20 protein-coding genes, 1 tRNA gene and 1 riboswitch are annotated in these 18,374 nt (G+C 71.8%); of the genes, 14 read left to right on the top strand and 7 right to left on the bottom strand.

What is annotated here, in order from left to right; genetic code table 11:
• The first annotated feature begins 158 nt into the window (after nucleotides 1-158).
• The 4 genes from ACFYMP_RS29320 (at nucleotide 159) to ACFYMP_RS29305 (ending at nucleotide 2,154) form a co-directional block, all read left to right on the top strand.
• A complete protein-coding gene (locus ACFYMP_RS29320; RefSeq protein ID WP_388863163.1) occupies nucleotides 159-581 on the top strand; it encodes a Mov34/MPN/PAD-1 family protein in 423 nt (140 codons plus the stop codon).
• Between the two features lie 122 nt (nucleotides 582-703).
• Nucleotides 704-805, top strand: coding sequence for a putative leader peptide (locus tag ACFYMP_RS29315; protein WP_388863162.1), 102 nt, complete (start codon nucleotides 704-706; stop codon nucleotides 803-805).
• A 120-nt stretch (nucleotides 806-925) separates the two neighbouring features.
• Nucleotides 926-1,204, top strand: a complete 279-nt coding sequence (locus tag ACFYMP_RS29310) for a MoaD/ThiS family protein (protein ID WP_388863161.1) — start codon at nucleotides 926-928, stop codon at nucleotides 1,202-1,204.
• Complete coding sequence (locus ACFYMP_RS29305; protein WP_388863160.1) at nucleotides 1,204-2,154, top strand: PLP-dependent cysteine synthase family protein; 951 nt, start codon at nucleotides 1,204-1,206, stop codon at nucleotides 2,152-2,154. Before ACFYMP_RS29310 ends, ACFYMP_RS29305 begins: the two co-directional genes overlap by 1 nt.
• Before the next feature lie 216 nt (nucleotides 2,155-2,370).
• Here the strand turns inward: ACFYMP_RS29305 and ACFYMP_RS29300 are convergent, their stop codons facing one another.
• Nucleotides 2,371-2,844 carry a type II toxin-antitoxin system PemK/MazF family toxin gene (locus tag ACFYMP_RS29300; protein WP_388863159.1) on the bottom strand — a complete coding sequence of 158 codons (474 nt, stop codon included), beginning with the start codon at nucleotides 2,842-2,844 and terminating at the stop codon, nucleotides 2,371-2,373.
• Between the two features lie 218 nt (nucleotides 2,845-3,062).
• Between ACFYMP_RS29300 and ACFYMP_RS29295 the strand changes: the two genes are divergently transcribed.
• The gene (locus tag ACFYMP_RS29295; protein WP_388863158.1) at nucleotides 3,063-3,815 is read left to right on the top strand and encodes an MBL fold metallo-hydrolase; all 753 of its coding nucleotides are present in this window, start codon (nucleotides 3,063-3,065) and stop codon (nucleotides 3,813-3,815) included.
• A 115-nt stretch (nucleotides 3,816-3,930) separates the two neighbouring features.
• Here ACFYMP_RS29295 and ACFYMP_RS29290 read toward each other — a convergent pair whose 3' ends face one another.
• Nucleotides 3,931-5,229 (bottom strand): PTS transporter subunit EIIC, encoded by a 1,299-nt coding sequence (locus ACFYMP_RS29290; protein WP_388863157.1) that lies wholly within the window; start codon nucleotides 5,227-5,229, stop codon nucleotides 3,931-3,933.
• A gap of 206 nt (nucleotides 5,230-5,435) precedes the next feature.
• Here ACFYMP_RS29290 and ACFYMP_RS29285 point away from each other — a divergent pair, with 206 nt between their 5' ends.
• The 4 genes from ACFYMP_RS29285 to rdgB all read left to right on the top strand — a co-directional run bounded on the left by ACFYMP_RS29285 (nucleotide 5,436) and on the right by rdgB (nucleotide 8,039).
• Nucleotides 5,436-5,669 carry a glucose PTS transporter subunit EIIB gene (locus tag ACFYMP_RS29285; protein WP_388863156.1) on the top strand — a complete coding sequence of 78 codons (234 nt, stop codon included), beginning with the start codon at nucleotides 5,436-5,438 and terminating at the stop codon, nucleotides 5,667-5,669.
• A gap of 289 nt (nucleotides 5,670-5,958) precedes the next feature.
• Entirely contained in the window at nucleotides 5,959-6,693 is a 735-nt protein-coding gene (gene rph, locus ACFYMP_RS29280; RefSeq protein WP_388863155.1) for a ribonuclease PH, read from the top strand.
• Between the two features lie 282 nt (nucleotides 6,694-6,975).
• Nucleotides 6,976-7,374 carry a hypothetical protein gene (locus ACFYMP_RS29275; RefSeq protein WP_388863154.1) on the top strand — a complete coding sequence of 133 codons (399 nt, stop codon included), beginning with the start codon at nucleotides 6,976-6,978 and terminating at the stop codon, nucleotides 7,372-7,374.
• 62 nt (nucleotides 7,375-7,436) lie between these two features.
• Nucleotides 7,437-8,039 carry an RdgB/HAM1 family non-canonical purine NTP pyrophosphatase gene (gene rdgB / locus ACFYMP_RS29270; RefSeq protein ID WP_388863153.1) on the top strand — a complete coding sequence of 201 codons (603 nt, stop codon included), beginning with the start codon at nucleotides 7,437-7,439 and terminating at the stop codon, nucleotides 8,037-8,039.
• Between the two features lie 46 nt (nucleotides 8,040-8,085).
• On the opposite strand, the gene ACFYMP_RS29265 is transcribed toward rdgB, so the two are convergent.
• The 4 genes from ACFYMP_RS29265 to bcp form a co-directional block, all read right to left on the bottom strand.
• Nucleotides 8,086-8,170, bottom strand: a tRNA-Leu gene (locus tag ACFYMP_RS29265).
• Between the two features lie 17 nt (nucleotides 8,171-8,187).
• On the bottom strand, nucleotides 8,188-9,180 hold the full coding sequence (locus tag ACFYMP_RS29260; RefSeq protein ID WP_388863152.1) for an HNH endonuclease: 993 nt from the start codon (nucleotides 9,178-9,180) through the stop codon (nucleotides 8,188-8,190).
• A 150-nt stretch (nucleotides 9,181-9,330) separates the two neighbouring features.
• Complete coding sequence (proP, locus tag ACFYMP_RS29255) at nucleotides 9,331-10,827, bottom strand: glycine betaine/L-proline transporter ProP (protein ID WP_388863151.1); 1,497 nt, start codon at nucleotides 10,825-10,827, stop codon at nucleotides 9,331-9,333.
• Between the two features lie 93 nt (nucleotides 10,828-10,920).
• A complete protein-coding gene (gene bcp, locus ACFYMP_RS29250) occupies nucleotides 10,921-11,400 on the bottom strand; it encodes a thioredoxin-dependent thiol peroxidase (protein WP_388863150.1) in 480 nt (159 codons plus the stop codon).
• 370 nt (nucleotides 11,401-11,770) lie between these two features.
• Between bcp and ACFYMP_RS29245 the strand changes: the two genes are divergently transcribed.
• The 3 genes from ACFYMP_RS29245 to sugE all read left to right on the top strand — a co-directional run bounded on the left by ACFYMP_RS29245 (nucleotide 11,771) and on the right by sugE (nucleotide 13,061).
• Complete coding sequence (locus ACFYMP_RS29245; protein WP_388863149.1) at nucleotides 11,771-12,106, top strand: DUF3618 domain-containing protein; 336 nt, start codon at nucleotides 11,771-11,773, stop codon at nucleotides 12,104-12,106.
• Between the two features lie 89 nt (nucleotides 12,107-12,195).
• Nucleotides 12,196-12,537, top strand: coding sequence for a co-chaperone GroES (locus tag ACFYMP_RS29240; protein WP_363148736.1), 342 nt, complete (start codon nucleotides 12,196-12,198; stop codon nucleotides 12,535-12,537).
• A 95-nt stretch (nucleotides 12,538-12,632) separates the two neighbouring features.
• Nucleotides 12,633-12,708, top strand: a riboswitch (guanidine-III (ykkC-III) riboswitch).
• A 32-nt stretch (nucleotides 12,709-12,740) separates the two neighbouring features.
• On the top strand, nucleotides 12,741-13,061 hold the full coding sequence (sugE, locus tag ACFYMP_RS29235; RefSeq protein WP_388863148.1) for a quaternary ammonium compound efflux SMR transporter SugE: 321 nt from the start codon (nucleotides 12,741-12,743) through the stop codon (nucleotides 13,059-13,061).
• An 85-nt stretch (nucleotides 13,062-13,146) separates the two neighbouring features.
• Here sugE and ACFYMP_RS29230 read toward each other — a convergent pair whose 3' ends face one another.
• Nucleotides 13,147-16,428 carry a transglycosylase domain-containing protein gene (locus tag ACFYMP_RS29230; RefSeq protein WP_388863147.1) on the bottom strand — a complete coding sequence of 1,094 codons (3,282 nt, stop codon included), beginning with the start codon at nucleotides 16,426-16,428 and terminating at the stop codon, nucleotides 13,147-13,149.
• A 259-nt stretch (nucleotides 16,429-16,687) separates the two neighbouring features.
• On the opposite strand from ACFYMP_RS29230, the gene ACFYMP_RS29225 reads away from it, so the two are divergent.
• Nucleotides 16,688-17,431, top strand: a complete 744-nt coding sequence (locus ACFYMP_RS29225; RefSeq protein WP_388863167.1) for an ABC transporter permease — start codon at nucleotides 16,688-16,690, stop codon at nucleotides 17,429-17,431.
• Complete coding sequence (locus tag ACFYMP_RS29220; protein WP_388863146.1) at nucleotides 17,424-18,311, top strand: ABC transporter permease; 888 nt, start codon at nucleotides 17,424-17,426, stop codon at nucleotides 18,309-18,311. Before ACFYMP_RS29225 ends, ACFYMP_RS29220 begins: the two co-directional genes overlap by 8 nt.
• Nucleotides 18,312-18,374 lie beyond the last annotated feature (63 nt).

The following is an 18,374-nucleotide window of genomic DNA, read 5'->3' as shown; positions in this document are numbered from 1 at the left end:
CCTCCACCCTATTCCCCCCCCCGCCCCGCTACCGCGCGCCCCTCCGCCGCCATGTGGGCCCCGACCGGGGCCGGCCCCCCCCCGCCCCGCCCCGGCCCCCCCCCCCCCCCCGGCCCCGGCCCGCTCTCCTGCCGGGAGCCCTGCTTATTCTGGGCGCCATGCTGACCCTCACCCAGGAGTTGTACGACCGGATCGTCGCCCACGCCCGCGCCGACCACCCCGACGAAGCCTGCGGAGTCCTCGCCGGACCGGCCGGCAGCGACCGGCCCGAGCGCTTCGTGCCCATGCTCAACGCGGCCCGCTCGCCCACGTTCTACGAGTTCGACTCCGGCGACCTCCTCAAGCTCTACCGCGAGATGGACGACCGCGACGAGGAACCCGTCGTCGTCTACCACTCCCACACCGCGACCGAGGCGTACCCCTCACGCACCGACGTCTCCTACGCCAACGAGCCCGGCGCCCACTACGTCCTCGTCTCCACCGCCGACACCGACGGCGCGGGCCCCTTCCAGTTCCGCTCGTACCGCATCGTCGACGGGGAGATCACCGAGGAGGAGGTGAAGGTCGTCGCGGCCCACTGACCCCCGCGCCGGGCCCCCGGCGGGGCGGCCCGGGAGGGGCGGGGACCGGCATGCGAACGGAAAACGTCCGCCCGCTGAGACACCGTTCCGGGACCCGGACCGGGAATCGATACGATGAGCCCATGGTTCTCCTCGACGTGAACAACGCGACGCCGGGCACCGTGCTCACGGCACGTCTCCACGTCGACCTGTGCCGTCTCGCCAGCGCCATCTGTCCGCGCTGACCCCGGCCCGGCCGGCCCCACGCCGCACCCCGCCCGGCCCGCCGGCCCCCGCGCCACATCCGCCCGCCGCAACCCGGCGCCGCCGCGCGCCCCCGACCTCCGAGAAGGAGACGACCGACCATGGCCATCGAGGTCCGCATCCCGACCATCCTCCGCACCTACACCGACGGCGCCAAGGCGGTCGAGGGCAACGGGGACACCCTCGCCGCGCTCTTCGCCGACCTCGACAGCCGTTACGCGGGCATCCAGGAACGCATCGTCGACGACGGCAAGCTGCGCCGCTTCGTCAACGTCTACCTCAACGACGAGGACGTCCGCTTCCTCGACGGCATCTCCACCAAGCTCAGCGACGGCGACAACGTGACGATCCTCCCCGCCGTCGCCGGCGGAATGCGCTGATGCGGTACGAGAGCGCCCTCGCCGCCGTCGGCAACACCCCCCTCGTCCACCTCCCGCGGCTCTCCCCGGCCCCCAACGTCCGCATCTGGGCCAAACTGGAGGACCGCAACCCCACCGGCTCCGTCAAGGACCGGCCCGCCCTGCACATGGTCGAACAGGCGGAGAAGGACGGCCGGCTCACCCCCGGCTGCACCATCCTGGAGCCCACCAGCGGCAACACCGGCATCTCGCTCGCCATGGCGGCCAAGCTCAAGGGCTACCGCATGGTGTGCGTCATGCCGGAGAACACCTCCCGGGAACGGCGCGAACTGCTCGCCATGTGGGGCGCCGAGATCATCCCCAGCCCCGCCGCCGGCGGCTCCAACACCGCCGTACGCGTCGCCAGGGAACTCGCCGGACAACACCCCGACTGGGTCATGCTCTACCAGTACGGAAACCCCGACAACGCCGGCGCCCACTACACCGGCACCGGCCCCGAGATCCTCGCCGACCTCCCCTCCATCACCCACTTCGTGGCCGGTCTCGGCACCACCGGCACCCTCATGGGCGTCGGACGCTACCTGCGCGAACACAAACCCGACGTCGCGATCGTCGCCGCCGAACCCCGCTACGACGACCTCGTCTACGGACTGCGCAACCTCGACGAGGGCTTCGTCCCCGAGCTGTACGACGCCTCCGTCCTCACCTCCCGCTACTCCGTGGGCTCCGCCGACGCCGTCACCCGCACCCGCGAACTCCTCCAGCAGGAAGGCGTCTTCGCGGGCATCTCCACCGGCGCCGCCCTGCACGCCGCGATCGGCGTCGCCCACAAGGCCCTCAAGGCCGGCCAGGACGCCGACATCGCCTTCGTCGTCGCCGACGGCGGCTGGAAATACCTGTCGACCGGCGTCTACACCGCCGCCACCACAGAGGAAGCCGTCGCCACCCTCCAGGGCCAGCTCTGGGCCTGAACGGCGACGACCACGGGGCCGGGCGGTTCCGGGCCCCGGCTCCGGGCCGGACGCGGGCGTCACCGCTCCCGGGCCGCACCGGCCCCGGCCCGCGCCGGCTCCACGCCAGCAGCTCCGCACCACGCCGGAGCACCACGCCGGAGCACCGCGGCGCGCAGGCGCGGTCCCAGCCGGTCGAGCCATGTGGCCGCCTCAGCCGCTTAGCCGCGTAGCCACTCAGCCGAGGTGCCGGACCCGGTCCCACAGGGCCGGGTCCACCGCACCCGCCCGCCGCCTGAACTCCCGCAGGGCCACCGTGCGCAACTCGTCCGTCTCCAGGAAACTGCGCCGCCCCCGGCTGTCGTCCACCGCGCCCTCCGGCAGCGCCAGCACCCCCGGCCGCTCCTCGTGGAACCGGCTCGTGATCTTCACGACCCGCGCCGAACGCCGCGTCACCGACAGCACCAGACACGGCCGGTCCTTACCCCCGGGGCCGTCCTCGAACGGCACCAGCGCCCACCAGATCTCTCCCGGGCGCGGCCCCGGAACCCGCGCACCCCCCGGCCCGCGCGGCGGACGCCCCCGGCCCCCGGGCCGCCCCGGCCCCCGCCGGCCAGGGCCCCGGCCACTGCGCCCCCAGCCGTCCGCCACCGAAGCGAACACACCGAGCACCACCACGACGACAAGCGCGATCCACCACCAGGAAGCCATACCGCGACGGTACCCAGACCGCCCGCACAAACCCTCCGCGCGCCACCCTCCCGGGCCCCACCCGGCCCCCGGCCCCGGCTCCACCCCCTCACGGGTGGAGTTCGCGGTGACTTCCCCCACAACCGTCCACCCGTGGGGAGCGACCCGCCAAAACGGCCCGTACGCTCGACGAACCGCACACCCCCGTCGTCCATCCGAAGCGCGGAGGTCCCCGCTCCATGAAGCTCACCGTCGTCGGCTGCTCGGGCTCGATCCCGTCCGCGGAATCGCCCTGCTCCAGCTACCTCGTAGAGGCCGACGGCTTCCGGCTGCTCCTCGACATGGGCAACGGCGCCCTCGGCGAGATGCAGCGCCACATCGGCCTCGACGACCTCGACGCCGTCGTCCTCACCCACCTGCACGCCGACCACTGCATCGACATGTGCGCCTACTTCGTCGTGCGCTACTACAACAGCGGACCCGGCCCCGTGCGACCCGTCCCCGTCTACGGACCCGAGGGCACGGAGGAACGTCTCACCGCCGGTCACGGGGACACCCCGACACTCTCCGCGATGGGCGAGGTCTTCGACTTCCACACCCTCAAACCCGGCAGCTTCCACATCGGGCCCTTCACCGTCCAGGCCGAACAGGTCCGCCACCCCGTCGAGGCATACGCCCTCCGGGTCGAACACGGCGGACGCTCCCTCACCTACTCCGGGGACACCGGCGTCTGCGAGGCCCTCGACCAACTCGCCGCCGACACCGACCTGTTCCTGTGCGAGGCCGCCTTCACCGACGGCAAGGAGGACATCCCGGACCTCCACCTCAACGGCCGCGAGGCCGGAGAGAGCGCCCGGCGCGCCCACGCCCGCTCCCTCCTGCTCACCCACATCCCGCCGTGGACCGACCCCGAGACCAACCTCGCCGACGCCCGCCGTGCCTACGACGGACCGGTACGCCTCGCGAGCCCCGGCGCCGTCTACGAGATCTGACCGCCCGGTGCCCGGCGGTCAGCGACCGGCCCCCGATGACCGCGTGACCGCGTGACTGCGTGGCCGGCCGGGGCGGCTCGCGGGGCCGCCCCGTTCCAGCCGCCTCCCCACGCCCTCACGCCTTCGTCGTGTCCTCGACCTCGTCCTCCGGCTCACGCCCCGGCGTCTTCAGGTCGAAGCGCAGGATCGCGAAGCGGAAGACCCCGTAGTACACGACGGCCGCCACCGCGCCGATGACCAGCAGCAGCCACGGCTTCGTCGCCAGACTCCAGTTGAGGACGTAGTCGATCAGGCCGGCCGAGAAACTGAAGCCGTCCTTCGCGCCCAGCGCCCACGACACCGCCATCGACACACCCGTCAGCACCGCGTGCACCGCGTACAGCAACGGCGCGACGAACAGGAACGAGTACTCGATCGGCTCGGTGATCCCCGTGACGAACGAGGTCAGCGCCACCGACAGCATCAGCCCGCCGACCTCCTTGCGCCGGTGCGGCTTCGCGCAGTGCGTGATCGCGAGCGCCGCAGCCGGCAGCGCGAACATCATGATCGGGAAGAACCCCGTCGTGAACTGACCCGCCGTCGGGTCGCCCGCGAGGAACCGGAACACGTCTCCGTGCACCACCTCCCCGTCCGGCTTCGTGTACTGCCCGAACTGGAACCACAGGAACGTGTTCAGGAACTGGTGCAGACCCACCACCAGCAGCGCCCGGTTCGCGACCCCGAAGATCCCCGAACCCGTCCAGCTCAGGTCCGACAGCCACTGCCCGAAGTCCGTCAGCGCGTCCCCGATCGGCGACCACGTCCACGCCGCCAGCGCCCCGAGCCCCAGCCCGATGAACGCCATCATGATCGGCACCAGCCGCCGCCCGTTGAAGAACCCGAGCCAGTCCACCAGCTTCGTACGGTAGAACCGCCGCCACACGTACGCCGTGATGAACCCGATCACGATCCCCCCGAACACCCCCGGGTTCTGGTACGTGGCCGGGACGAACCCCTTCCCCGACCAGTCGACGCACCCCCCGTTCTGCACCTGCTCCTGCCCCGCCGGACAGTGCACCGGGTACGCCCGCAGCACCGCGTAGTACACGAGGAAACCGGTCACCGCCGCGAGCGCCGTCGAACCGTCCGACTTCTTCGCCATCCCGATCGCGACACCCACGCAGAACAGCAGCGGCAGCCCCAGCGTCGAGTCGAGCAGCGCACCGCCCGCCGCCTGCATGACCTTCGCGACGTCGGTCCAGCCCAGCCCCTCGTCGCCGAACACGTCCGGCTGGCCCAGCCGGTTCAGGATGCCCGCCGCGGGCAGCACCGCGATCGGCAGCTGCAGACTGCGGCCCATCTTCTGCAACCCCTGGAAGAACTTGCTCCAGTTGCCCGGCTGCGAAGCGACCGCGCCGGTGGCGCTGCTGCTCATCGGTGTCCTCCCCTGAAGAAACGGACGGACTCGTGGTGCTGGCCATCCTTCGGGATGCCCACCCCGCCCGCCCGTGAAGATAGACCAACGGTGAGCTAACGTGACAAAACGGGACAGCATCGGCCGGGCCGCCACCCGTTCGACGGACAGGCCCGGGGCCGGCCGGCCCGGCCCCGCAGCACTCCCACGGACCGACAGGAGACACCATGGCCAGCAAGGCCGAGAAGATCGTCGCCGGGCTCGGCGGCATCGACAACATCGAGGACATCGAAGGCTGCATCACCCGCCTGCGCACCGAGGTCCGCGACGCCGGCAAGGTCGACGAAGCGGCCCTCAAAGCCGCCGGGGCCCACGGCGTCGTCAAGATGGGCAACGCCGTCCAGGTCGTCATCGGCACCGACGCCGACCCCATCGCCGCCGACATCGAGGACATGATGTGAGGGCGGCGGATCACCGGGCGCGCCGGGGTGCCGGAGGCGCCGGGGGTGCCGGGGGTGCCGGAGGCGCCGGGCGCGGGTGAGCGGCGGGCGGCGCGGGCGGCACGGGGGCGGCCTGAGCGGCCCTGAGCGGTCCTGAGCGGCCCTGAGTGGTCCTTGGCGGTACGGGGCTCCGGCCTGGACGGAGCGGTCCTTGCCGGTACGGGGCGGCCCGCCCGCCACCCGTCCCCGCCCCCTCGCCGCCCCACCAGCCCCCGCGGGCCCCCCACCCCCACGCACTAGGCTCAGCCCCATGTCACGCATCGACGGCCGAACCCCCGACCAGCTCCGCCCCGTCCACCTGGAACGCGGCTGGAGCAAGCACGCCGAAGGCTCCGTACTCGTCTCCTTCGGCGACACCAAAGTCCTCTGCACCGCCTCCGTCAACGAAGGCGTACCGCGCTGGCGCAAGGGCAGCGGTGAGGGCTGGGTCACCGCCGAGTACGCGATGCTGCCGCGCGCCACCAACACCCGCGGCGACCGCGAGTCCGTCCGCGGCAAGATCGGCGGCCGCACCCACGAGATCTCCCGCCTCATCGGCCGCAGCCTGCGCGCCGTCATCGACTACAAGGCCCTCGGCGAGAACACCGTCGTCCTCGACTGCGACGTCCTCCAGGCCGACGGCGGCACCCGCACCGCCGCCATCACCGGCGCCTACGTCGCCCTCGCCGACGCCGTCACCTGGGCCCAGGGCAAGAAGATCATCAAGCCGAACCGCAAGCCCCTGACCGGTACCGTCGCCGCCGTCTCCGTCGGCATCATCGGCGGCACCCCCATGCTCGACCTGCGCTACGAGGAGGACGTCCGCGCCGACACCGACATGAACGTCGTGTGCACCGGCGACGGCCGCTTCGTCGAGATCCAGGGCACCGCCGAGGCCGAGCCCTTCGACCGCGCCGAACTCAACTCCCTCCTCGACCTCGCCGCGGCCGGCTGCACCGACCTCGCCGGCATCCAGCGCACCGCCCTCGCCACCACCCTCGGCTGACCCGGGGCGACGGACCCGAGGCGACGGCCCTGAGGCATCGCCGGTCCTGAGGCCGTGAGGGCGCGGGACGGCGGGTACGAGCGAGAACCCGCAGGTGAACGGGGGCCAGAACCGCCGGGTAAAGAAAGAACCAAGAAACGCCCGGCGCGCAGGCAACCAACGCCGCCGCCCCCGCGTCGTAACGGATACGGGCGCACGGGTCGAACCGTGCGCCCGTCCGTCATCGCGGACCCGGCGCCCACCCGGCCCGGGGCCCGCCGGCCGACCCGGGGAGAGACCGACATGCCCGCCGCCCACCGCCCCCGACGACTCGCCCTGGCCGCGGCGGCCACTGCCCTCCTCCTCGCCGCCCCCACCCTCACCGCCTGCTCCGCCGTCGACACCGCCCTCGACTGCGCGCGGGCCGCCGACGCCGTCGCCGACAGCGTCACCCGCCTCCAGCAGGCCGTCGACAACGCCGGCAACGACCCCCTCGACGCCGAGGACGACCTGCGCGCCATAGACGACAACCTCGCCGACCTCAAGGACCGCACCGACAACGCCGACCTGTCCAAAGCCGCCGACCACCTCTCCGACGCCGTCTCCGAGGTCCGCGCCGGCATCGACAACGGCGACACCACCCCCGACCTCGGCCCCGTCACCGAAGCCGCCGGGGAGATCACCAAGGTCTGCACCCCCTGAACCACCGGCGCACCACCACCCCGGGCGAGCACCTCACCCCCCGCGGCACCGATACTGGGCCCATGACCCGCCTGATCCTCGCCACCCGCAACGCCGGCAAAATCACCGAACTCCGCGCCATCCTCGCCGAGGCCGGACTGCCCCACGAACTCGTCGGCGCGGACTCCTACCCGCAGATCCCCGACGTCAGGGAGACCGGCGTCACCTTCGCCGAGAACGCCCTGCTCAAGGCACACGCCCTGGCCCAGGCCACCGGACTGCCCGCCGTCGCCGACGACTCCGGCCTGTGCGTCGACGTCCTCAACGGCGCCCCCGGCATCTTCTCCGCCCGCTGGTCCGGCCGGCACGGCGACGACCAGGCCAACCTCGACCTGCTCCTCGCGCAGCTCTCCGACATCGACACCCCGCACCGCGCGGCCGGCTTCACCTGCGCCGCCGCACTCGCCCTCCCCGACGGCACCGAACGCGTGGTCGAGGGCGAACTGCGCGGCACCCTCCGCCACACCCCCGCGGGCACCCACGGCTTCGGCTACGACCCGGTCCTCCAGCCCGAGGGCCACGACCGCACCTGCGCGGAACTGACCCCGGCGGAGAAGAACGCGATCAGCCACCGGGGCAAGGCGTTCCGGGCACTGGTGCCGGTGGTGCGGGAACTGGTGGGGTGAAACACGGGAGAGGGCCGCCCCCCCAGGGACGGCCCTCTCGCATCGGTACGGCCGGTGGGACTCGAACCCACACGAGATCGCTCTCACTGGGACCTAAACCCAGCCTGTCTAGCCCATTCCAGCACGGCCGCATGCCACGTGGAGCCTACTAGACGGTCCCGGCCCGTGAGGGTCTCGTCCGCCGGTTCCCCCACGTCTCCGTCAGCGCGTGACAGTTCGGGCACAGGTAGCGCAGGTTCTCCGCGCGGTTGTCCAGCCAGTCCCCGCTGACGTGATCGATGTGCAGCGTCAGCGTCTCCCCCTCCCAGACGCCGGGGTTGCCACACCGTTCGCACACGTACGGCCTGCCGGTCTCGCCCAGGGCCGCGTGCAGCTGTGCCCGGCGCGTGCGAGGAGACCCCGGCGGCAGCACGATCAGCCGCTCGACGGGCGTGGAGCGCCTGGGTACAGCCGGTTCGGCGGCCCAGGGCCTGCGCCTGAAATGGCTCGTGTCGAGGCCGAGACCGGTGATCCTCCGGCGCACCCTGCGCTGCGTGGCGGCACCGACGGGCAGGTCCAGGGCCCGCAGGACGTCCGCGTAGCTCGTGCTGCGGGCCACCGCCTCGCGCAGCGCCGCGTCCGCGAGCCGGATACGGGCGTGCCGGAAGTGCCCGGTCTCGATCCCGTAGCGCCGCAAGGCCCTCCCGAGCGCGGACCGGGTACGGCCGTCGTCGCTGAGGCCGAGTGAGCGGGCCAGTCCGCGCAGACTCCGGGCCTCGGCTGCCGCCCCGGTCAGTTCTCCGGGGCTGAACGGGATGTCCGGGGTGGTGCGGTGGAGGCCGGGGAAGTGGCTCACGTCGATGCCCGCCGCCTCGATCCGCCTGCGCAGATGCGAGAGCATCCCTGTCGCGGGCACCGCGCCGAGCCGGAGCGCGACCTCGCGCAGGCTCGTGGCGTGAGCGGCTGCCTCGGCTATCGCCCCGTCCGTGTAGCTGTGCCGACCGCGCCGGACGAAGTGCCCGGTGCCGATGCCGTACGCCTCGGCCTCCTTCTGGAGCCGTCTGCGGCGGCCGCCGTTGACCGGGACGCCCAGATGACGCATGACCCCGGCCCAACTGGTCGAGGCGGCGACGGCCTCGGCCAGTGCCTCCCGCTCGTACACCCTCCCTCTCCCCCTCCCGCACGGAAACCCGTTCCCCACTCGCACGGTTCAACGGATCTCCCTCGCCCCAGGTCACGCCCTGTGCGCGAAAAGCCCCGTACCTCACCGGTACGGGGCGTTCCGCTTGGTTGTGGGGCGCGGGGGAGGGGGTCAGAACTTGGGGTCCGGGGTCTGGGAGTGGACGAGTTCCGCCGCCTCCTCCTCCGTCTCCACCGAGGGGTAGGAGCCGGCCAGGGGCTGGTTGGCCGTCTCCTTCATGCACAGGACGGCGATCACGCCGACCACGGCGGCGGCCGTCGCGTAGTACGCCGGCATCAGGTTCGTGCCGAAGACGCTGATCAGGGCGGTGATCACGAGGGGGGTCGTGCCGCCGAAGATCGAGGTGGAGAGGTTGTAGCCGACCGACAGGGAGCCGTAGCGGACGTGGGTCGGGAACATCGCGGGCAGGGCCGCCGACATCGTGCCGAGCATCGCGACGAGCGACAGGCCGAGCAGGAGCAGTCCCGCGGAGATCGCGAAGACGTTGCCGATCCGGATGAGCAGGAAGGAGGGGACGGACAGGAACAGGAAGCCGAGCATCCCCGCCATGAGCAGCGGTTTCCTGCCGAAGCGGTCCGAGAGCCTGCCGACCTGATTGATCAGGCACATCTGGACGACCATCACGAGCAGCAGGATGAGCAGCCCGTGGTTGGTGGCGTAGCCCAGTTCGTCGGAGAGGTAGGTCGGCATGTACGACAGGAGCATGTAGTCGGTGATGTTGTACGCCGCGACGAGGGCGATGCACAGCAGCAGCGAGGGCCAGTACGTCGTGAAGATCCTGCCGAGGTCGCCCTTGGCGGAGGTCTCGACGGGGTCGGCCGCCTCGGTGGCGGTGACCTTGCCGCCCTCCAGTTTCTGGAAGGCGGGGGTCTCGTCGAGCTTGAGCCGCAGGTAGAGGCCGATGAAGCCGAGGGGCGCGGCTGCCAGGAAGGGGATGCGCCAGGCCCAGCTCTCCATGGAGGACTCGTTGAACACCGTGGTCAGGACGACGACGAGGCCGGAGGCGCCGACGTAGCCGGCGAGGGTGCCGAACTCCAGGAAGCTGCCGAAGAAGCCGCGGCGTTTGTCGGGCGCGTACTCGGCGATGAAGGTGGAGGCGCCGCCGTACTCACCGCCGGTCGAGAAGCCCTGGACCAGGCGGAACAGGATGAGCAGGACCGGTGACCAGAAGCCGATGGAGGCGTAGGAGGGGACGAGGCCGATCGCGAAGGTGCCGATCGACATCATGATCATGGTGATGGCGAGGATGCGCTTGCGGCCCAGTTTGTCGCCGAGCGGGCCGAAGACCATGCCGCCGAGGGGGCGGACGAGGAAGGCCACGGCGAAGGTGGCGAAGGAGGAGAGGAGCTGCGCCGTGTCGTTGCCCGAGGGGAAGAAGACCTTCCCGAGGGTGGACGCGAGGTAGCTGTAGATCCCGAAGTCGTACCACTCCATCGCGTTGCCGAGCGCGGCGGCCTTGGTGGCGCGTTTGACCGCCGCGTCGTCGGTAACGGTGATGTCGCTGCGGCGCAGTCTGGGGTTGCGCCGTTTCTCGATCGCGCGGAACAGCACCCGGTGGCGTCTGACCGCGGCAGGGTCCACCGACTCGTCGTTGTCGGTCGCCGCCATGACGGTGTTCCTTTCCCTGGACTCGTTTCCAAGCAGAACACCTGCACAGTTATGGCGCCCTCAAACGGACTCCTTCACCCCGCGTACGCGTGGTTACGCGGCGTCACTGATCCCGAGGTCCTTGATGATCTTCGCGACGTGTCCGGTGGCCTTGACGTTGTAGAGGGCGCGTTCGACCTTGCCCTCCTCGTCGACGACGACGGTGGAGCGGATGACTCCGGTGACGGTCTTGCCGTAGAGCTTCTTCTCGCCGTAGGCGCCGTACGCCTCCAGGGTCTCCTTGGAGGGGTCGGACACCAGTGTGACCTGGAGGTTTTCCTTCTCACGGAATTTTCCGAGCTTCTCCGGCTTGTCGGGGGAGACGCCGATCACGTCGTAGCCCTGTCCGGAGAGCAGTTCCAGGTTGTCGGTGAAGTCGCAGGCCTGCTTGGTGCAGCCGGGGGTGAGGGCGGCGGGGTAGAAGTAGACGATCACTCTGCGTCCCCGGTAGGCGGAGAGGGAGATTTCCTTCCCGTCGGCATCCGGGAGGGTGAAGTCGGGGGCGGTGTCGCCGGGCTGGAGGCGCTCGCTCATCGAAGGCTCCTTCTTGTTCCTGTTCACCGGGCGTCTTCTTCCGCGCCTGGCGTCTTCTCGCGCGCCCGACGTCGTCGCTCGCTCTGTGCTCGCTCTGTCCGTGCGGGCTGTGCTCGCTCTGTCCGTGCGGGCGCGCGGTGGGTGTCCGGGGGCGTGCGGCGTCCTCGGCTCACTCGTCCGGCGTGACACCGCCCGTTCGGGGTACTGGAGCGAGCCTAAGCCAGGTCCTGGGCGGCTCCGGAGGCTTTCCGGCTGCCTCGGGAGGGGTGCCGAGGGGTGCGAGCGGTCGTGAGCTGACAGACTGTCGAGCATCACAGGCTTTACGGGCGCCCTGTGCTGGGTCCCGGAACACGACGACGGAGGCAACGCGGTGTCGGAAGCGGATGCCAGGACCCCTGCGGAGATCGAGGCGGACATCAAGCGCCGGCGTGTGCTGCTGGCGGAGACCCTCGACGAGATCGGGGTGCGGGTGCACCCGAAGACGATTGTGGGTGACGCCAAGGCGAAGGCCGCCTCGAAGGTGGACGCCACTCTCGGACGGGCGTACGTGGGCGTGAACCGTGCGGTGACCGGGGCGCGGTCCCGGTTCGTCACGGAGGACGGCCGGCCCCGGCTGGAGCGGGTCGTGCCGGTCGCGCTGGTCGCGGCCGGGGTGATCGGTCTGCTCGTGGTGTCGTCCTCGCGGCGGGGTGAGAGGAAGCGCTGAGGGTGTCGGGTGCGCCGGAGGGTGGCCGGGCCGCGGCCGGGTGTGACCCTCCGGCGTACAGGCGTGTCCGGGGCAGGTAGGTTCGGGGCGTGAGCGAGAACACCCACGACGACAAGCTGCCCATCCGGATGCTGCACGACCGGGTGCTGGTGCGGACCGACATCCCGGAGGGGGAGCGGCGTTCCACCGGGGGCATCGTGATTCCCGCGACGGCCGCGGTGGGCCGTCGGCTGGCCTGGGCCGTGGTGGTCGCGGTCGGCCAGAACGTGCGGACGGTGGAGCCGGGCGACCGGGTGCTCTACGACCCGGAGGACCGGGCCGAGGTGGAGGTGCGGGGCGTGGCCTACGTGCTGATGCGGGAGCGGGACCTGCACGCGGTCGCGGCGGACCGTTTCGAGGGCGCGGAGGACTCGACGGGGCTGTACCTCTGAACCTCTGACCGGCGTCCCCGGCCGACGCGCTGACCTCGTCCTCGACCTCGGCCGACGCGCTGACCTCGACCTCGGCCGGCGCACTCACCTCGTCCCCGGCCCCTTCGTGTTGTTAGCCTGGGGGTGTCCCGACGAGACGCGCCGTACCGGGTCACGCAAAGACGACGCACCCCCCTTGTCTCTCCTGTGGAGGTCTCGTCGTCATGGCCTGGATCTGGATTGTCGTCGCCGGTCTGCTCGAAGTCGCCTGGTCGATCGGTATGAAGTACACGGAGGGTTTCACCCGTCTGTGGCCGAGTGTGTTCACGGGCGCCGGGATCGTGACCTCGATGGTGCTGCTCGCGCACGCGGCGAAGACGTTGCCGATCGGTACGGCCTACGGGGTGTGGGTCGGGATCGGCGCGGCGGGCGCCGCCGTGCTGGGCATGGTGGTGCTGGGTGAGCCGGCGACGGCGGCGCGGATCTTCTTCATCTGTCTGCTGGTGGTCGCGATCGTGGGGCTGAAGCTGACCTCGGGGCACTGACCCGGTGCCCCGCCCGGTGTGACAGGAGGGGCCCCGCTGGTGCGGGGCCCCTCCTTCCGTGTGCCGGGTGTACCCGGTGGCGGGGTCAGCCGAGGAGGTCGCCTCCGGTGCCGGGGATTCCGCCGGTGGGGGTTCCGGTGCCCCCGGCGGGGTCGCCGCCGGTGGCGGTGCCGCCCTGTCCCGCGGTGGCTCCGCCGTCGGTGGGCCCGCCCGCGCCGCCGCCGGGGTCGCCGCTGGTGGCCTCGCCGCCGCCCTGGCCGTCGGTGCCGGTGCTCGTGCCGCCGTCGGCCGTACCGCCGCCGGTCTGATCGCCGGGCGGGGTGGTGTCGCCGCCCGTGGTGGCGCCGCCGTCGGTGCCGGGGGCGGTGTTCCCGCCGTCGTCACCGCCGGTCTGTCCGCCGTCCGTGGTGGCCGGGGGCTGAGCCCCGTCCTGGTCGCCGGTGGTGCCCTGCTCCTGGGAGGGCGGGGAGGGGCTGACGGGCGGTTTGGACTCGGCGCCCCTCTGGAGGCGCAGGTCGAACTTCTGGGCCGTCTTGCCCTTGAGGGCGTCGCCGACGTACCGGGCCCAGATCTCCGCGGGCGGTCCGCCGCCGTTTATGCGGGCCTGGCCGAGGGCGCCGTACAGCGGTTTGTGCACGGCGGTCTTGGGGTCCTGGCCCATGACGGAGACGACGGTCGCGAGGTCGGGGGTGTAGCCCGCGAACCAGGCGGCCTGGTCCTCCTCGGCGGTGCCGGTCTTGCCCGCGGCGGGGCGGCCGGCGGCCTTGGCGGCGGTACCGGTGCCCGACTCGACGACGCTCTGGAGGATCGCCGTCGTGGTGTCGGCGGCCTGCCGGGTGACGGCCTGCTTCGCGGGCCGCTGCGGCAGGCCGAGGTTCTCGCCGTTCTTGTTGACGACCTTCGCGACGATCGAGTACGGGATGTGCTTGCCGTGGTTGGCGAGCGTCGCGTACGCCTGCGTCATGTCGAGGACGCTGGCGTTGGCGGTGCCGAGCGCGATCGACGGGTAGGCGTTCAGCTCCGGGGTGTTCTTCGGCAGGCCGAGGGCGACGGCGGTGTCCTTGACCTTCGCGGGGCCGACGTCGGTGGCCATCTGGGCGTACACCGAGTTGACGGACTTGTCGGTGGCGACGCTGACGGGGATCTGGCCGTAGGAGCGGCCGTCCTCGTTCTCCGGGGCGTAGCCGCCGCCCCCGGGACCCTGGACGGGCCGTTTGCTGGTGCCGTCGTACACCGTGTTCGGGGTGATCGTCTGGCCGCTCTGGGTGCGGGAGGCGTTCTGCACGGCGGAGGTGAAGACGAAGGGCTTGAACGTCGAGCCGACCTGGAAGTCGGTGCGGGTCGCGTTGTTCGTGAACTGCTTGACCCAGTCGATGCCGCCGTACATGGCGAGGACGTGGCCGGTCTTCGGGTCGATGGACACGCCGCCGGCCCGTACGTTCTTGTCGGCGGGGCGGTTCTTCTTGTCGAGCTGGTCGACCAGTCCGTCGTCGACGGCCTTGACGAAGGCGTCCTGCTTGGGCTTCTGGATCGTGGTGGTGATCCGGTAGCCCTGGTTGGCGAAGGCGTTCTCGTCGACGACGTGGTGGTCGAAGAGGTAGTCCTTGACCGCCTCGACGAGGTAGCCGCGCTGCCCGGAGAGCCCGGCGGAGGAGTTCTTCTGCTGGATGGGGTCCTTGAACTTCGCCTTCGCGCGGTCGGCGGCGGTCATCCAGTGCTTGCTGACCATGCCGTCCATGACGTAGTTCCAGCGGGCCACGGCGCGCGGCTTGTTGGCCGGGTGGGTGGTGACGTCGTAGGCGGAGGGGGCGTTGAGCAGGGCCGCGAGGTACGCGCCCTGGCCCACGGTGAGCTGGTCGACGTCGACGCCGTAGTACGCCTGGGAGGCGGCCTGGATGCCGTAGGCGTTGCGGCCGAAGTAGCTCGTGTTGAGGTAGCCCTCCAGGATCTCGTCCTTGGACTGCTGCCGGTCGAGCTTGATCGAGATGAAGAATTCCTTGGCCTTGCGGGTGACGGTCTGGTCCTGGTCCAGGTAGTAGTTCTTCACGTACTGCTGGGTGATGGTCGAGCCGGACTGCTTGCCCTTGCCGGTGAGGGTGTTCCACGCGGCCCGCACCATGGCCTTCGGGTCGACGGCCGACTCGGAGTAGAAGTCGCGGTCCTCGGCGGCGAGCACGGTGTGCTGGATGCGCGTGGGGATCTTGGAGAGCTTGACGTTCTCCCGGTTCGTGTCGCCGTCGCGGGCGAGCGGGCTGCCGTCGGCGTACAGGTAGACGTTGCTCTGCTGCTTGGCCGCGGCGTTCCCGGCGGGGATGTCGACGGTGGCGTAGCCGATGGCGAAGCCGCCGACGATCACGACGATCAGGAAGAGGAGAGCGCCGAGCGTCATCCGCCAGGTGGGGAAGAGCCGTCGCCAGCCGTGCCGTTTGCGGGACTTGCGGCCCTTGGGCTTCTTCCCGCCGCCGTCCGCGCCGTCCGCGCCTTCCCCGCCCCCTCCCCGCGGTCCGCCGGGGCCGTCGCCTCCGGGGCCCCCGGGGCCTCCGGCGCTCGCTCCTCCGCTCGCTCCCGCGGACGCGGCGAAGGCCGTCGTGGTCTGGCGGGACCTGCCGGGGGCGCGGTCGCCGGGCCCGCGGCCCGCGCCGCTCGCGGCGGCGCCCGCCGCCCCGGCCGGGGGCATCGCGCGCAGCCGGGCCGTCTTCTCCATGGGCGCCTCCACGGGGGCGCCACCGGAGGGCCTGGGCTGCTCGGGCTTCTCGGGCTTCTCGCGCTCCTGGGCCTTCGGGGAGCCCTGCGCGGAAACCTTCCCGGAGCCCTGCGCGGAGCCCTTTCCGGAGTCCTGCGCGGAGTCCTTCCCGGAGCCCTGCGTGTCCTTGGCGGGCCGGCTCGCCGCCGGGGTCCCGCCGGCCCGCGTGGCAGCGGGGGCCGAGGGCTCGGGGGCCTCGGTCTCCGCCTTCGCGGGCTTCGCGGGCTTGGTGGGTTCCACGGACCGCGCGGTCGCGCCGGTTCCCGCCGGGGCCCCGGGCTTCGCGGGCGCCTCGGGCCGCGCCTTCCGCTCGGGCTTCGGCTCGGGCCGCGGCGGGGTCCTCTCCGCAGGCTCCGGCCCCGTCCCGGGGTTCGCCCGCGCCTTCGGCTCCGTCCCGGCGCGCGGCTGTGCGGCCGACGGCGGTCCGGTCCTCGCCGGCTGCTCGTCGTCGCCTCGCCGCTCGTCGGGTTTGGCGGCCCGCTGAGCGGGTGTCCTGTTCCTGGAGCTGTTCGCGTCCCCTTCCGATGCGTCGGGCCGGGGGGTCCTCCCGGCCTCGTGCTGCCGGGGCGGCCGGCTGCTTCCGGTGGTCTGGCCGTCGCCGTGCTGCTGCGGCTCGTCGGTCATGTCGTGCGGAACTCCTGCTTCGCTTCGTGCACCCCGGTGCCCACTCTCGCACTGCCCAAGCGCCGGTTCGTCTGCGGATCGCGGCCGTGTCCGGTCCGGAACGGCCTTCCTCCTGTTAAAACGCGTGGCGACGCGTTCCGGCTCCCTCATAAGCTCGTGACCTTTGGCTCACAGAGAGGGGAGAGGAGGTGCCGTGGGGACAGGACGGTTGTACGCGGTGATCGCGGCGGGCGGTTTCCGGCGCCACGCGACGTATCGCATGGCGACGTTCGCCGGGGTCTTCACCAACACGGTGTTCGGGATCATTCTCACCTACACCTACATGGCTCTGTGGCATGAGCGCCCCCAACTCGGGGAGTACGACGTCGCGCAGGCGCTGGCCTTCGTGTGGATCGGCCAGTCGGTGCACATGACCGTGATGCTGATGGGCGGTGGTTTCGAGGACCAGCTCATCGAGCGGATTCGCACCGGGGACATCGCCATCGACCTCTACCGGCCGGCCGACCTCCAGATGTGGTGGCTGGCCGCCGAGGTGGGGCGGGCCGCCTTCCACCTGCTGGGGCGGGGTCTCGTGCCGATGCTGGCCGGGGCCCTGCTGTTCGATCTGGCGCTGCCCGCCTCGCCCGGCCGGTGGCTCGCGTTCCTCGTGGCGCTCGCCTTCGGGGTCGTGGTGAGTTTCGCGATCCGCTATCTGGTGGCGCTCGCCGCGTTCTGGCTGCTCGACGGCTCCGGCGTCACCCGGTTCGCCTCGCTCGTGGCGATGTTCTTCTCCGGGATGATGCTGCCGCTGAACGTGTTCCCCGGTGCGCTCGGGGACGTGGCGCGGGTGCTGCCCTGGTCCACGATGATGCAGGTGCCCGCCGACGTACTGCTCGGCCGCCACCAGGGCGCCGACCTGCTGGCGACGTACGGTTTCCAGGCCGCGTGGGCGGTGCTGCTGCTCGCGGCGGGACGGCTGCTCCAGGGCGTCGCGACGCGCCGGGTGGTGGTCCAGGGTGGCTGAACTGACACGGACGGGTGAGCGTCCGGCGCCCGGCCGGGGCGCGCGGGGCGGGGGCCGTCCCCGGCAGCCGGGGCGGGTCGCCACCGGGGTGCGCGCCTACGGGATGATCTCGGCGATGTGGGTGCGTTCCGCGCTCGCCTACCCGGCGTCCTTCGTGCTGATGGCGCTGGCCGCGTTCGCGGTGACCGGCCTGGACTTCGTGGTCATCCTGCTGATGTTCTCGCGGGTCGACGCGCTCGGCGGGTACGGGCTCGGCGAGATCGCCTTCCTGTACGGGCTCTCCTCGACCGCGTTCGGGCTGTGCGATCTGGTGCTGGGCTCGACGCGGCGGCTCGGCGAACGGGTGCGGGACGGCACGTTCGACACGCTGCTGGTGCGGCCCGCCCCGGTGCTCGCGCAGATCGCGGCGGACCAGTTCTCGATGAACCGGCTCGGCCGTATCGCGCAGGGTCTGTTCGTCCTGGCGTACGGGCTGTTCGCGGTCGACGTGCAGTGGGGCGTGGTGAAGGTCGCCGCGGTGCCGTTCATGGTGCTGAGCGGGGCGGGGATCTTCGCGGCGGTGTACGTCGCGGGCGCCGCCTTCCAGTTCCTCGCGCTGGACGGCGCGGAGGTGGAGAACGCGTTCACGTACGGCGGCCAGACGATGCTCCAGTACCCGCCGACGCTGTTCACCAAGGACGTGCTGCGGGCGGTCACCTTCGTCCTGCCGCTGTCCTTCGTGAACTGGGTGCCGGCCGCCTATGTGCTGGGGCGTCCGCTGCCGCTGGGGCTGCCCGGCTGGTGCGCGCTGCTGCCGCCGGTGGTCGCCGCGGCGTGTCTGGCGCTCGCGGGCCTGGGCTGGCGCGCGGGGCTGCGCTCGTACCGCAGTACCGGCAGTTGAGGACGGGAAGGCGCCGGGCGCGTGGGGCAGAGGGCGCGGGACGCCGTACGGGGATCGAGAGCC

The organism is Streptomyces sp. NPDC007088, assembly GCF_042869355.1.
Taxonomy (GTDB): domain Bacteria; phylum Actinomycetota; class Actinomycetes; order Streptomycetales; family Streptomycetaceae; genus Streptomyces.
This window is presented reverse-complemented; position numbering and strand designations above follow the sequence as displayed.

Bases quoted from the DNA above. Each gene is read 5' to 3' on its own strand.
- proP (WP_388863151.1), bottom strand. From the start codon at position 10,827: ATGGCGGCGACCGACAACGACGAGTCGGTGGACCCTGCCGCGGTCAGA.
- ACFYMP_RS29300 (WP_388863159.1), bottom strand. From the start codon at position 2,844: ATGGCTTCCTGGTGGTGGATCGCGCTTGTCGTCGTGGTGGTGCTCGGT.
- ACFYMP_RS29295 (WP_388863158.1), top strand. From the start codon at position 3,063: ATGAAGCTCACCGTCGTCGGCTGCTCGGGCTCGATCCCGTCCGCGGAA.
- ACFYMP_RS29320 (WP_388863163.1), top strand. From the start codon at position 159: ATGCTGACCCTCACCCAGGAGTTGTACGACCGGATCGTCGCCCACGCC.
- bcp (WP_388863150.1), bottom strand. From the start codon at position 11,400: ATGAGCGAGCGCCTCCAGCCCGGCGACACCGCCCCCGACTTCACCCTC.
- ACFYMP_RS29290 (WP_388863157.1), bottom strand. From the start codon at position 5,229: ATGAGCAGCAGCGCCACCGGCGCGGTCGCTTCGCAGCCGGGCAACTGG.
- ACFYMP_RS29285 (WP_388863156.1), top strand. From the start codon at position 5,436: ATGGCCAGCAAGGCCGAGAAGATCGTCGCCGGGCTCGGCGGCATCGAC.
- rph (WP_388863155.1), top strand. From the start codon at position 5,959: ATGTCACGCATCGACGGCCGAACCCCCGACCAGCTCCGCCCCGTCCAC.
- ACFYMP_RS29225 (WP_388863167.1), top strand. From the start codon at position 16,688: ATGGCGACGTTCGCCGGGGTCTTCACCAACACGGTGTTCGGGATCATT.
- ACFYMP_RS29275 (WP_388863154.1), top strand. From the start codon at position 6,976: ATGCCCGCCGCCCACCGCCCCCGACGACTCGCCCTGGCCGCGGCGGCC.
- ACFYMP_RS29310 (WP_388863161.1), top strand. From the start codon at position 926: ATGGCCATCGAGGTCCGCATCCCGACCATCCTCCGCACCTACACCGAC.
- ACFYMP_RS29315 (WP_388863162.1), top strand. From the start codon at position 704: ATGGTTCTCCTCGACGTGAACAACGCGACGCCGGGCACCGTGCTCACG.
- sugE (WP_388863148.1), top strand. From the start codon at position 12,741: ATGGCCTGGATCTGGATTGTCGTCGCCGGTCTGCTCGAAGTCGCCTGG.
- rdgB (WP_388863153.1), top strand. From the start codon at position 7,437: ATGACCCGCCTGATCCTCGCCACCCGCAACGCCGGCAAAATCACCGAA.
- ACFYMP_RS29305 (WP_388863160.1), top strand. From the start codon at position 1,204: ATGCGGTACGAGAGCGCCCTCGCCGCCGTCGGCAACACCCCCCTCGTC.
- ACFYMP_RS29230 (WP_388863147.1), bottom strand. From the start codon at position 16,428: ATGACCGACGAGCCGCAGCAGCACGGCGACGGCCAGACCACCGGAAGC.